We start from the raw sequence: 13,202 nt of genomic DNA, 5'->3' as shown, positions 1-13,202 counted from the left end.
CGGAGCCGTCCGCCGTGGAGACCGCCGTGGTGGGGACCGCGGCGCCGCCGGGCCCGGCCCGGCCGCGCCGCCGCGTGCGGCTGTCGCTGCGCGCCCGGCTGCTGGTGCTCGCGCTCGCGCTGGTCACCACCGGGCTGGTGATCAGCGACACCGTGGTGCTCGGCACCGTCCGCCACCAGCTGGTGCAGCGGCTCGACGAACAACTGGAGCGCTACGGCGAGCCGCTCGCCCACCGGGCCCCGTCCCGGCTCAACTGGCCGGACGCCAAGCAGCAACAGCAGCTCTCGGTCACCGGCAAGCGCGGCTCCTCGCAGTACCTGGCCACCCTGCCCAGCCAGTACCTGGTCCAGTACCTGTCCGCCGACGGCAAGGTGCAGTTCGTGGTGCGCCAGCCGGTCTCCGAGAACGACCCGGCTCCGCAGCTGGCCGGCTTCGACCCGGCCAAGGTCGACCCGGACACCCCCTTCGACCTGCCCGACCAGCGCCGCGGCCGGGACCGCTGGCGGGTGCTGGTGGTACCGGTCCAGCGGCAGAGCGCCCCGGTGGCCAGCGTCTTCGCCGCGCCCACGCCCACCTCCGCGTACGTGATGGTCGCCGTCTCCCGGGAGGACGTCGACGGCACCGTCGCCCGGCTGCGCACCGCCTTCCTCGGCATCGGCGGCGCCGTCCTGGTGCTGATCGCCGCGCTGGGCCTCTTCGCGGTGCGGGCCGGTCTGCGGCCGCTGCGCCGGATCGAGGAGGGTGCCCAGCGGATCGCCGCCGGCGAGCTCTCGCACCGGATGCCCGTCCTGCCGCCGCACACCGAGGTCGGCCGGCTGTCCATCGCGCTGAACGGCATGCTGGCGCAGATCGAGTCCGCGTTCGCCGCCCGCGCGGAGTCCGAGGCCCGGATGCGGCGGTTCGTCGCGGACGCCTCGCACGAGCTGCGCACCCCGCTGGCCGGCATCCGCGGCTTCGCCGAGCTGTACCGGATGGGCGCCCTGCCGTCCGAGGCCGACGTGGCGCGCACCATGGACCGTATCGAGAACGAGGCGGTGCGGATGGGCGCCCTGGTCGAGGACCTGCTGGTGCTCGCCCGGCTCGACGAGGAGCGCCCGCTCGACCTCGCCCCGATGGACCTGCGCACGCTCGCGGCCGACGCCCTGCACGACCTCACCGCGCTCGACCCGGGCCGCCCGGTCGCGCTCACCGGACCGGCCGGCAGCGGCCCGCCGGGGCCGGCGCCGGTGCTCGGCGACGAGGCGCGGCTGCGCCAGGTGGTCACCAACCTGGTCGGCAACGCGGTCAAGCACACCCCGCCCGGCACCCCGGTGCGGATCGGCGTGGGCACCGACGGCGGCCAGTGCCTCCTGGAGGTCGCCGACTCCGGCCCGGGCCTGACCGCCGACCAGGCCGCCCTGGTCTTCCACCGCTTCTACCGCGTCGACGCCTCCCGCAGCCGCAACGACCGCCGCGGCGGCGCCGGCCTCGGCCTCGCCATCGCCACCGCCCTCACCCACGCCCACGGCGGCGCCCTCACCCTCCACACCGCCCCGGGTACCGGCGCCACCTTCCGCCTGGAACTCCCCCACCAGGGCTGAAACCCCCTGATCGAGTGAACCTCGCTCGCTCACCCCCGCCATCGGCCGACGGCGTGTGAGGGTACGGCCGTGGCTTGTGCGGGACCGCGCGGGCTGATCACACTGGACGGGAATGAGGGGTGTCTCAATGTTCGCGCTCGTAGCCGAGGAGACCGTCGTGGACCTGGACCAGGCGCTGTGGCAGGTGTGGAAGGCGATGGAGGTTCCCGAGGGCTTCCACGCGGAGATCATCGAAGGAGCCATCGAGATGTCACCTGCGGGCGGGGCCCGGCACATGATGATCAACCGGCGGATGCTTCTCGCCCTCCATGACCATCTGCGGGGCACCGGATGGGCTCCGGGAAACGACGGAAACGTCATCAGCGGTCTCAAGGTCACGATTCCCGACATCTACGTCGCGCCGGACGATCTTGAGGAGATCGTGCACCCCGAGGGCCTGGGGATCCTCGCCTCCGGCGTCGCCGTGATGGTCGAGACCGTCTCCCCCGGCCACAAGAACCGCCAGCGCGACCGCGTCCTCAAGCATCGTGCGTACGCAACCGCCGGCATCCCCGTGTACGTGATCATCGATGACTACGACGACGGCGGTGCCGTCACCGTCCTCACCGGCCCCGACCCCGATCGGGGTGCCTACGCCCGCTCCGAGCGGACGCCGTACGGTGAGGAGGCGGTGATCCCGGAGGGACCGGCGAAGGGGTTCGCGATCGGTCCGGAGATCACCGGAGGCCGGCAGGACTGACCCGCTCGGCGGAGCGCTTTCCGGGGGAGGATGGTGATCATGACGACCACTCATGTCCCCGTCCCCGACGCCTCCGCGGCCGGCTCCTTCCTCCTCGGCGGCGAGCTGCCGGTGTCCCGGATGGGCTTCGGCGCGATGAAACTGCCCTCCCGCGACTGGGGCGGCCCCGCCTGCGACCCCGAGCAGAGCCTGCGGGTGCTGCGCCGGGCGCTGGAGCTGGGCATCGACCACATCGACACCGCCTGGTTCTACTTCTTCCGCGAGGTCTCCGCCAACGGACTGATCCGGCGGGCCCTGCACCCCTACCGGGACGAGCTGGTGATCGCCACCAAGGTCGGCCCCGGCCGGGAACCGGACGGGTCGTGGATGGACCCGGCCGACCGGGACGGCGTGCGCGCGGCCGTCCACCGCAATCTGCGCGAGCTCGGCGTGGACCATCTCGACCTGGTCTACCTGCGCCGGATGCCCAGCCAGTCCTCGATCGCCGAACCCTTCGCCGAGCTGGCCGAGTTGCGCGCGCAGGGGCTGATCCGGCAGCTGGGCGTCAGCAATGTGGACGCGGCGCAGCTGGCCGAGGCCGAGGCGCTCGCCCCGGTGGTGGCGGTGCAGAACAAGTACAGCGTGCTGGAGCACGACGAGGCCGACGACCGGCTGCTGGCCGACTGCGCCGAGCGGGGCATCGCCTTCGTGCCGTTCTACCCGCTGGGCGGCACCGGCGTGCCCGACCACCCGGCCCTGCGCCGGGTCGCCGAGCGGTACGGCGCCACCCGGGCCCAGGTGATGGTGGCCTGGCTGCTGGCGCTCTCGCCGGCGATCCTCGCCATTCCGGGCACCTCCTTGCCGGCGCACCTGGAGGAGAACACCGCCGCCGCCGCGCTGCGCCTGGACGCGGCGGACCTGGCGGACCTCGCAGAATTGACAGCAGCTGCTATGTAGGACTGTCTGACCAATCCAGCGTCTGGTTTCCCCGCCGGACGGCCGGGAAGGGCCCCGCCCGTACGCGAAGGTCCCGCAACTCCCAGGAGATTCCCGGATGGCAGCGTCAGCAGCGTCGGCAGCGGCAACGGCGTCGGCACCCTCGGCGGCACGTTCCGAGGTGTCCTTCCGCCGGGACCTCTCGGAGTGGCGGATCGTGCTCGTCGCCTGGCGGCTGCTGGTGCTCCAGGCCTCCCATCCGGTGGTCGCGGCCGGGATGGAGGAGCACTCCACCTACCGCGGCCACCCCTGGCGCCGGATCGAGCACACCCTCGGCAGCGGGCGCCGGCTGTTCCAGGCGGACCAGGAGCAGCTCTGGCGCGAGGTCCAGCGGCTCGACCGGGCGCACCGGAGGATCCGCGGCACCACCGAGGACGGCCGGGCGTACGACGCCCACGACCCGGCCACCCGGGCCTGGGTGCTGCTCACCCTCTTCGAAGCGGTCGCCGCCATGCGGGAGTTGAGCGGGGATCCGTACACGCCGGACGAACTGGATTCGCTGTACCGGGAGTTCGCCGAGATCGCGGCGGTGTTCGGGCTGCCCGCCGGGGAGTTGCCCGCCACCGTCGCCGAGCTGCCCGGCTACCTGCGGCGGACGACCGTCGAGCGGCTGGAGTTCACCGGGACGGCGCGGCACCTGCTGTACGACATGCTGCACGAGGCGCCCTGCCCGCGCCGGCTGCGCTTCCTCGGGCCGGTGGGCTGGCGGGTGCTGCGGTCGCTGGTGGCCCGGGTGGTCACCGAGCTGACCGTCGCGGACCTCCCGGCGGTCTACCGGGAGCGGTTCGGCCTGGTCCGCACCCGCCGCGGGGCGCTGCTGTCCGGGCTGCTGCACCGGGGCGGCCGCGCGGTGCTGACCGGCCTGCCGGACCGCTACCGCTACCGCGCCCCGGGCGTGCGCCCGCCGTCCCGGCCCCGCCGGATGCCGCGCCAGGACACCCGGCCGCCCCGGCTGGAACGCTTCTTCCGGGAGGTCCTCGACCAGACCGGCGACGGCCTGCTCACCGCCCGCGACCTGCAGGCGATGGCGCACAACGTCTGCTGGCAGCTGGAGCTCTCCGAGGAGGGCGAGGGCCGGGTGCACGCCGCGTTCGAGGCGTGGTGGGAGCAGCTGCGGGCGACCATGGACACCGACGGCGACGGCCGGATCAGCCGGGACGAGTACGTCGCCGCGACGCTGGCCGGCTGCGACCGCGACCCGGCCTACCTGGAGGGCGGCCTGCTGCCCGCGCTGCGCGCCGTCTTCGCGGCGGTCGACACCGACGGGGACGGCCTGCTGGACTTCGCCGAGTACCGGGTGCTGTTCGACGGCCGCCGGGTGCACCCGGCCGAGCTCTCGCACGGCTTCCGCCGTCTGGACACCGACGGCGACGGCGTCATCACGGTGGCCGAGTTCCTGCGCGGCTTCGTCGACTTCTTCACCGCCCGCGCCCCCTCCGCCCCCGGCACCCAGCTCCTCGGCCGGGCCTAGGACCGGCAAGGCCCAGCAGGCCCGGAGCACGGCCTCGGGGGAGGGGGCCCGAATGGGGCCGCCTTGGAGGATCCGGTGGCTGTCAATGTACGGATCGTCCAGATTTTCCGCGGCGCGCGCCCGGTCGCTCGTTGTGGTCCGACGGGGCCCTTCGCAGACTGTGCCCACGGCATCGCTGCCGGTCAAACCCCACCCCGCCGGTGAATCACCTGTAAGAGTGGTGGATACTGATGCTTGTGAACGTGTTCACGTTCACAAGCGGACAAGCTTGCGCGCTTGAGCAGCGGTCTCCGGCTATAGATGAAGTTTGTCCTGAAATATGACCTCGACAGGGTCGGTTGGAGAGAGGGCGACGTGGAACTGGCAATCGCTCACGAGACCATCGCGCGATGGCAATTCGGCATCACCACCGTCTACCACTTCCTCTTCGTTCCGCTCACCATCAGCCTCGCCGCGATCGTCGCCGGGCTGGAGACCGCGTGGGTGCGGACAGACAAGGAGAAGTACTTCCACGCCACCAAGTTCTGGGGCAAGCTCTTCCTGATCAACATCGCGATGGGCGTGGTCACCGGCATCGTCCAGGAGTTCCAGTTCGGCATGAACTGGTCCGACTACTCCCGCTTCGTCGGCGACGTCTTCGGCGCCCCGCTCGCGATGGAGGCGCTGATCGCCTTCTTCTTCGAGTCGACCTTCATCGGCCTGTGGATCTTCGGCTGGGACAAGCTGCCGAGGAAGCTGCACTGCGCCTGCATCTGGATGGTCGCGCTCGGCACCGTGCTCTCCGCCTACTTCATCCTGGCGGCCAACTCCTGGATGCAGCACCCGGTCGGCTACGCGGTCGACCCGGTCACCGGGAAGGCCCAGCTCAACGACATCGCGCGGGTGCTGTTCCAGGACACCACCGTCACCGTCGTCCTGCACACCCTGACCGCGGCCTTCCTCACAGGTGCGGCGTTCGTGGTCGGCATCGCCTCCTTCCACCTCTGGAAGGCCAAGCGCAAGCCGGAGGGCGCCAACCCCAAGCGGGTCGCCGCGATGCGCACCTCGCTGCGCATCGGCCTGGTGCTCGCCGTCGTCGCCGGCCTCGGCACCGCGCTCAGCGGCGACCAGCTGGCCAAGGTCATGTTCCGCCAGCAGCCGATGAAGATGGCCGCCGCCGAGGCGCTCTGGGACACCAAGGCCCCCGCGCCGTTCTCGATCTTCGCGGTCGGCGACGTCAGCAAGGGCCACAACTCGGTCGAGCTGGAGATCCCCGCGGCGCTGTCCTTCCTCGCGAACAGCGACTTCAGCTCCTCCGTCCCCGGCATCAACGACACCGCCGCCGCCGAGGCCGCCAAGTACGGCGGCGACCCCAAGGACTACATCCCCAGCATCTTCGTCACCTACTGGGGCTTCCGCCTCATGATCGGCTTCGGGATGACCTCCTTCGTGGCCGGCCTGATCGGACTCTGGACCACCCGGAAGAAGCGCTTCCTGGCACCGGAGTTCCGCACCGGCGACGAGGAGGTGCCGCGCCTGATGCTCACCCCGACGAAGGAGCTCGGCCCCTTCCTCACCAAGTGGAGCTGGCGGATCGGCATCCTCACCATGGGCTTCCCGCTGATCGCCAACAGCTTCGGCTGGATCTTCACCGAGATGGGCCGGCAGCCCTGGGCCGTCTTCGGACTGATGACCACCGCGAGCGCCGTCTCGCCCAACGTCGGCATCGGCACCCAGATCGGCGCGCTGACCACCTTCACCGCGCTGTACGCGATCCTCGCCGTCATCGAGGTCAAGCTGCTGGTCAAGTACGCCAAGGCCGGCCCGGCCACCGACGAGCAGCCGCCCGCCAAGGACCCGTCCCTGCGCGGCCCGGCCGCCGACGACGACGCCGACAAGCCGCTCGCCTTCGCCTACTGAGGCCCCCGAGGATCGATAGGACCGACACACCATGGAACTTCACGACGTCTGGTTCGTCCTGATCGCCGTCCTCTGGATCGGCTACTTCTTCCTGGAGGGCTTCGACTTCGGCATCGGCGTCCTGACCAAGACGCTGGCCAGGAACACCACCGAGCGGCGGGTGCTGATCAACACCATCGGCCCGGTCTGGGACGGCAACGAGGTCTGGCTGCTGACCGCCGGCGGCGCCACCTTCGCGGCCTTCCCGGACTGGTACGCCACCCTGTTCAGCGGCTTCTACATCCCGCTGCTGATCATCCTGGTCTGCCTGATCGTGCGCGGCGTCGCCTTCGAGTACCGGGCCAAGCGGCCCGAGCCGCGCTGGCAGCGCAACTGGGAGGAGGCGATCTTCTGGACCTCGCTGATCCCGGCCTTCCTCTGGGGCGTCGCCTTCGCCAACATCGTGCGCGGTGTCGACATCGACGCGCAGAAGAACTTCGTCGGAAGCTTCTGGGACCTGCTCAACCCGTACGCGCTGCTCGGCGGCCTGGTGACGCTCGTCCTGTTCGTCTTCCACGGCTCGGTGTTCGCCGCGCTCAAGACGGTCGGCGAGATCCGCGACCGGGCCCGGGCCACCGCCCTGCGCACCGGCCTGGCGACGGCGGCGCTCGCCGCGGTCTTCCTGATCTGGACCCAGGCCGACCACGGCAACGGCTGGAGCCTCGCCGCCCTGGTGGTCGCGGTGCTCGCGCTGGTCGGCGCGCTCGCCGCCAACCAGGTGGCCCGCGAGGGCTGGGCGTTCGTCCTGTCGGGTGTGACGATCGTGGCCGCCGTGGCCATGCTCTTCCTCTCGCTCTTCCCCGACGTCATGCCGTCCACGCTCAACCCGGACTGGAGCCTGACCGTGAGCAACGCGGCCTCCTCGGCCTACACGCTCAAGCTGATGACCATCGTGGCGGTGGTCTTCACCCCGCTGGTGCTGCTCTACCAGGGCTGGACGTACTGGGTGTTCCGCAAGCGGATCGGTGTCCAGCACATCCCGGGGCACGACCCGGCCGCCGCCCTCGAAAAGGCCTGACGCCGTGAAGCCGGTCGACCCCCGACTCCTCGGGTACGCCCGCACCACCCGGGTCTTCCTCGCCGGGACCGTCCTGCTGGGCGCGGCGAACGCGGCCCTGGTGGTCGCCCAGGCGGGCCTGATCGCCGAGCTCGTGGTCCGCGGCTTCCAGCAGCGGACCGGGCTCGACGAGCTCACCGCGCCGCTGGCGCTGCTGGTGCTCACCGCGATCGGGCGCGGGCTGGTCGGCTGGCTCACCGAACTCACCGCGCACCGGTCCGTCGCCCGGGTGAAGTCCACCCTGCGGCGCCGGCTGCTCGACCACGCCACCGCGCTCGGCCCGGCCCACCTGGCGGGCCGGCGCACCGGCGAACTCACCGCCCTCGCCACCCGGGGCGTCGACGCGCTCGACGACTACTTCGCCCGCTACCTGCCGCAGCTGGCGCTCGCCGTGGTCGTGCCGGTCACCGTGCTGCTGCGGATCGTCGGCGCCGACGTCACCTCGGCCGCGATCATCGCCGGCACCCTGCCGCTGATCCCGCTGTTCATGGTGCTGATCGGGATGGCCACCCAGGCCCGGATGGACCGCCAGTGGACCACCCTCGCCCGGCTCTCCCACCACTTCCTGGACGTGGTCGCCGGGCTGCCCACCCTCAAGGTCTTCAACCGGGCCCGCGCCCAGGCCGCCACCATCGCCCGGATCACCGCCGACTACCGCCGGGCCACCCTGCGCACCCTGCGGATCGCCTTCATCTCCTCCTTCGCCCTGGAACTGCTCTCCACCCTCTCGGTCGCGCTGGTCGCCGTCTCGATCGGCTTCCGGCTGGTGAACGGCGGCCTCGACCTGGAGACCGGGCTGCTGATCCTGATCCTCGCCCCCGAGGTCTACTTCCCGATCCGCCAGGTCGGCGCGCTCTACCACTCCAGCGTCGAGGGCCTGACCGCCGCCGACCGGATCTTCGAGGTGCTGGAGACGCCGCTGCCGGCCGCCGGCACCGCCCCCGCGCCGGACCTCGCCGGGGCCGTCGTCGAGGCCGACGGCCTCACCGTGCGCTTCCCCGACCGCACCGCGCCCGCCCTGGACGGCGCCGCGCTGGTGCTGCGCCCGGGCGAGACGGTCGCGCTCACCGGCCCGTCCGGCGCCGGCAAGTCCACCCTGCTCGGCGTCCTGCTCGGGCTCACCGCCCCGGACGCCGGCACCGTCCGGGTCGCCGCCGCCGACGGCCGCACCCACGACCTGGCCGACCTGGACCCGGGGAGCTGGCGGCGGCAGATCGCCTGGGTGCCCCAGCACCCGCACCTGTTCGCCGGCACCGTCGGCGACAACCTGCGGCTCTACCGGCCCGAGGCCACCGACGACCAGCTGTGGACGGCCCTGCGCTCCGCCCACGCCCTCGACTTCGTCACCCGGCTGGACACCCCGCTCGGCGAGGACGGCGCGGGGCTCTCCGCCGGCCAGCGCCAGCGGCTCGCGCTCGCCCGGGTGCTGCTCGCCGACGACCGGCCGCTCGTCCTGCTCGACGAGCCCACCGCCAACCTGGACGGCGCCTCCGAGGCGGCCGTGGTGGACACCGTGCGGGCACTGGCCGCCGACCCGGCGCGCACCGTGCTGCTGGTCGCCCACCGGCCCGCGCTGCTGGCCGCCGCCGACCGGCGGGTCCGGCTGGACGGCCCCGCCGCTCCCCCGGCCTCCCCGGCGGCCGTCCCGGTGCTCGCGCACCGCGGCCGGCCCACCCCGCCGGCCCCGGAGGACGCGCCCGCGCCCGGTCCGGACGCGGCCAGGCCCCGCCTCGCGCTGTCCGTCCTGCTGGGCGCGCTCGCGCTCGGCTGCGCCGTCGCCCTGATGGCCACCTCGGGCTACCTCATCTCCTACGCCTCCAAGATGCCGCCCGTCCTCTACCTGATGATGGCCGTCACCTCGGTGCGCGCCTTCGGCATCGGCCGCAGCGTCTTCCGCTACGCCGAGCGGCTGGTCTCGCACGACGCCGTGCTGCGCACCCTCGGCACCCTGCGGGCCGCGGTGTACCGCCGGCTCACCGCGCTCGCCCCGGCCGCGCTGCCCGCGTTCCGGCGCGGCGACCTGCTCTCCCGGCTGGTCGCCGATGTCGACGCCGTCCAGGACCACTACCTGCGCTGGCGCCTGCCCGCCGCGGTGGCCGCGGTGGTCTCGCTGGCCGCCGCCGTCGCGATGGGCGCCTTCCTGCCCGCCGCCGGTCTGGTGCTCGGCGCCGGCCTGCTGCTCGCCGGCCTGGTGGTGCCCGCGCTGACCGCCCGCTGGTCGGCCGCCGCCGAGCGCTGCCAGGCCCCGGCGCGCGGACGGCTCGCCACCACCGTGCTGGACGCGTTCAGCGGGACGGCCGAGCTCACCGTGGCCGGCGCGCTGCCCGCCCGGCTCACCGCCGTCCGCGCCGCCGACACCGCGCTGACCGGGCTGGCCGCCCGCTCGGCCACCACCGCCGCGCTCGGCACCGGGCTGATCACCCTGCTCACCGGCCTCACCGTGGCCGCCGCCGCGGCCGTCGGCCTGCGCGGCGTCGAGTCCGGGGCGCTCGCCCCGGTCTGCCTGGCCGTCGTGGTGCTCACCCCGCTGGCCGCCTTCGAGGCCGTCACCGGCATGCCGCTCGCTGTCCAGGCCCGCCGGCGCAGCCTGGCCGCCTCGGAGCGGCTCGCCGAGGTGCTGGACGCGCCCGCCGCCGTCGCCGAGCCCGCCGCGCCGAAGGCCCTGCCAGAGCAGCCGCTGCCGATCGCCGTCCGCGGGCTGACCGCCCGCCACCCCGGCCAGGAGGCCGACGCGCTGTCCGGCGTCGACCTCGACCTCGCCCCGGGCCGGCGGATCGCCGTGGTCGGCCCGTCCGGCTCCGGCAAGACCACCCTCGCCCAGGCGCTGCTGCGCTTCCTCGACCAGGACGCCGGGAGCGTGGTGCTGGCCGCCGGCCGCCCGCAGGCGGTGGACAGCCGGGAACTCGCCGGGGAGGACGTCCGCCGGGTGATCGGGCTCTGCGCCCAGGACGCGCACGTCTTCGACAGCTCGCTGCGCGAGAACCTCCGCCTCGCCCGGCCGGACGCGGACGAGGACGAGCTGCGCGCCGCCCTCGCCGCCGCCCGGCTGCTGGACTTCACCGAGACCCTGCCGGACGGCCTGGACACCATGGTCGGCGAGCACGGCGCCGCCCTCTCCGGCGGTCAGCGCCAGCGGCTCGCGCTCGCCCGGGCGCTGCTCGCCGACTTCCCGGTGCTCGTCCTGGACGAGCCCGCCGAGCACCTCGACCTGCCCACCGCCGATGCCCTCACCGCGGACCTGCTCACCGCCACCGCCGGCCGCACCACCGTCCTGATCACCCACCGCCTGGCCGGTCTCGACGACTCCACGGTCGACGAGGTGATCGTCCTGGACGCCGGCCGGGTCGTCGAGCGCGGTGGCTGGTCCGAGCTGCTGGCCCTCCCGGCCGGCCGCCTGCGCGCCATGCACGCCCGGGAGCGGGAGGCCGACGGCCTGCTGACGACCGCGGTCGGATAACCGGAGCGGACCGCCGCCCTCGCGTCGTTCCTTATGTCTAAAAGCGTACAAACTACGCTCTTCCTCATGGACCCCACGCCAGAGCCGCCCGACGCCGCCACCCCCGGTGAGCCCGAGCCCGACCAGGCCCCGCACCGGGTGCCCGAGATCTCCTCGCTCGGGCTGGACACGCTGGTCACCGAGGTGTCCGAGCGGCTGCAGTCCGCCGCCGCCGTCACCGACCGGATGCAGCGGCTGCTGGAGGCGGTGGTCTCGGTCGGCGCCGGGCTCGACCTGCACGCGACACTGCACCGGATCGCCGCCGGCGCGGCCGAGCTGGTGGACGCCCGGTACGCCGCGCTCGGGGTGGTCGCACCCGGCGGCCACGGGCTGCAGGACTTCATCCACGTCGGCGTCGACGACGAGACCGTCCGCGAGATCGGCGAGCTGCCGGTCGGCCGCGGCATCCTGGGCGCGCTGATCGACCGGCCCGAGCCGCTGCGGCTGAGCGACCTCACCGCCGACCCGCGCTCCTACGGCTTCCCGCCGCACCACCCGGGGATGAGGACCTTCCTCGGCGAGCCGATCCGGATCCGTGACGAGGTGTTCGGCAACCTCTACCTCACCGAGAAGCGCAGCGGCGGCGCCTTCACCCCGGAGGACGAGCAGGTGGTGCACGCGCTGGCCGCCGCGGCCGGGGTCGCGATCGAGAACTCCCGCCTCTACGAGGAGGGCCGGCGCCGGGAGCGGTGGATCGCCGGCGCGGCCGCCGTCACCACGGCGCTGCTCTCCACCGACGAGGCGGAGGTGGCGCTCAACGTCGCCGCCGAGCAGGTCCGGGAGCTGGCGGACGCCGCGCTGGGCATGATCCTGCTGCCGGTCACGGACGGGGACTCGGGCACGGTCCGGATGCGGGTCGCCCACGCCTCCGGGGAGGACGCCGAGTTCGTCCGCGGCGAGCTGCTGCCGTCGGACAGCTTCGCCTCCCGGCTGCTCCAGCGGGAGAGCGTGCACCTCGACGACATGTCCACCGACCCGACCGTGGTGATCCGGCTCGCCCGCCGCTTCGGTCCCTCGCTGGCCGTGCCGATGGTCGCCGCCGGCCGGGTGCTCGGCGGGCTCTGCGTCTGGCGCTCGCGCGGCGCGGTGCCGTTCTCCGAGGCGGAGAAGCAGCTGGCCGAGACCTTCGCCTCGCAGGCCGCGCTCGCGCTGCGGCTCGCCGAGGGGCAGCGCGACCAGCAGCGGCTCGCCGTCTTCCAGGACCGCGACCGGATCGCCCGGGATCTCCACGACCTCGTCATCCAGCGGCTGTTCGCCACCGGCATGATGCTGGAGGGCGCCGCCCGGCGGGCCGTCGTGCCGGAGGTGAAGGTCCGCATCGGCGAAGCGGTGGACGAGCTGGACGCCACCATCCAGGAGGTCCGCACCACGATCTACGCGCTCCAGCACGGCGATCAGGGTGACGCGGCCGACACGCTGCGGACCCGGGTGCTGCGCGAGTGCAGCCAGACCGCGGCGGCGCTCGGCTTCAAGCCCTCGGTCTCCTTCGTCGGTCCGGTGGAGAGCCTGGTCGGCGAGAAGACCGGCCGTCAACTGCTCGCCGCGCTGCGGGAGATGCTGTCCAACACGGCCCGGCACGCCCGGGCCTCCCGGGTCGGCGTCGAGGCCGACGCGACCGTGCACCTGGACGACGGCGGGCGCCCGGTCGGCGGCGATCCGGAGTCGCTGGACCGGGGCGGCCGGCCCGGCGTGCTGCTGACCGTCACCGACGACGGCGTCGGCATCCCCGCGGGCGGGCGGCGCAGCGGACTGCGCAACCTGGCGCGGCGCGCCGAGGCGCTCGGCGGCGACGCCTGGCACGAGCCCGGCCCGTACGGCCGGGGGACCAGGGTGCGGTGGACGGCGCGGCTGTGAACACCCGTCCGGTCGATGGGTGCGCCCTCATGGCTCTTCGAACGGTTCGTGAACGACGGGGATCCGGCGCGGGGTCGGTTGGCGCGCAGTTG

8 protein-coding genes are annotated in these 13,202 nt (G+C 73.5%); all 8 read left to right on the top strand.

The window, feature by feature from the left end; all coding sequences use genetic code 11:
* The first annotated feature begins 14 nt into the window (after positions 1-14).
* The 8 genes from ACFU9E_RS15800 to ACFU9E_RS15765 all read left to right on the top strand — a co-directional run bounded on the left by ACFU9E_RS15800 (position 15) and on the right by ACFU9E_RS15765 (position 13,110).
* Positions 15-1,580: a sensor histidine kinase gene (locus ACFU9E_RS15800; RefSeq protein ID WP_380715071.1), complete on the top strand. Its 1,566-nt coding sequence runs from the start codon at positions 15-17 to the stop codon at positions 1,578-1,580.
* Between the two features lie 127 nt (positions 1,581-1,707).
* A complete protein-coding gene (locus ACFU9E_RS15795) occupies positions 1,708-2,319 on the top strand; it encodes a Uma2 family endonuclease (protein WP_380683824.1) in 612 nt (203 codons plus the stop codon).
* A 39-nt stretch (positions 2,320-2,358) separates the two neighbouring features.
* Positions 2,359-3,255 (top strand): oxidoreductase, encoded by an 897-nt coding sequence (locus ACFU9E_RS15790; protein ID WP_380683823.1) that lies wholly within the window; start codon positions 2,359-2,361, stop codon positions 3,253-3,255.
* Positions 3,256-3,352: 97 nt separating this feature from the next.
* A complete protein-coding gene (locus ACFU9E_RS15785; RefSeq protein ID WP_380715069.1) occupies positions 3,353-4,765 on the top strand; it encodes an oxygenase MpaB family protein in 1,413 nt (470 codons plus the stop codon).
* 354 nt (positions 4,766-5,119) lie between these two features.
* Positions 5,120-6,664 carry a cytochrome ubiquinol oxidase subunit I gene (locus tag ACFU9E_RS15780; RefSeq protein WP_380683821.1) on the top strand — a complete coding sequence of 515 codons (1,545 nt, stop codon included), beginning with the start codon at positions 5,120-5,122 and terminating at the stop codon, positions 6,662-6,664.
* Between the two features lie 31 nt (positions 6,665-6,695).
* Positions 6,696-7,721, top strand: a complete 1,026-nt coding sequence (gene cydB / locus ACFU9E_RS15775) for a cytochrome d ubiquinol oxidase subunit II (protein ID WP_380683820.1) — start codon at positions 6,696-6,698, stop codon at positions 7,719-7,721.
* 4 nt (positions 7,722-7,725) lie between these two features.
* Positions 7,726-11,217, top strand: a complete 3,492-nt coding sequence (gene cydD, locus ACFU9E_RS15770) for a thiol reductant ABC exporter subunit CydD (RefSeq protein ID WP_380683819.1) — start codon at positions 7,726-7,728, stop codon at positions 11,215-11,217.
* Positions 11,218-11,283: 66 nt separating this feature from the next.
* Positions 11,284-13,110 carry a GAF domain-containing sensor histidine kinase gene (locus ACFU9E_RS15765; RefSeq protein ID WP_380683818.1) on the top strand — a complete coding sequence of 609 codons (1,827 nt, stop codon included), beginning with the start codon at positions 11,284-11,286 and terminating at the stop codon, positions 13,108-13,110.
* Positions 13,111-13,202 lie beyond the last annotated feature (92 nt).

Source organism: Kitasatospora sp. NPDC057595, assembly GCF_042800875.1.
In the GTDB taxonomy this organism is placed as follows: Bacteria; Actinomycetota; Actinomycetes; order Streptomycetales; family Streptomycetaceae; genus Kitasatospora.
This window is presented reverse-complemented; position numbering and strand designations above follow the sequence as displayed.

Bases quoted from the DNA above. Each gene is read 5' to 3' on its own strand.
- ACFU9E_RS15765 (WP_380683818.1), top strand. From the start codon at position 11,284: ATGGACCCCACGCCAGAGCCGCCCGACGCCGCCACCCCCGGTGAGCCC.
- cydB (WP_380683820.1), top strand. From the start codon at position 6,696: ATGGAACTTCACGACGTCTGGTTCGTCCTGATCGCCGTCCTCTGGATC.
- ACFU9E_RS15795 (WP_380683824.1), top strand. From the start codon at position 1,708: ATGTTCGCGCTCGTAGCCGAGGAGACCGTCGTGGACCTGGACCAGGCG.
- ACFU9E_RS15785 (WP_380715069.1), top strand. From the start codon at position 3,353: ATGGCAGCGTCAGCAGCGTCGGCAGCGGCAACGGCGTCGGCACCCTCG.
- ACFU9E_RS15790 (WP_380683823.1), top strand. From the start codon at position 2,359: ATGACGACCACTCATGTCCCCGTCCCCGACGCCTCCGCGGCCGGCTCC.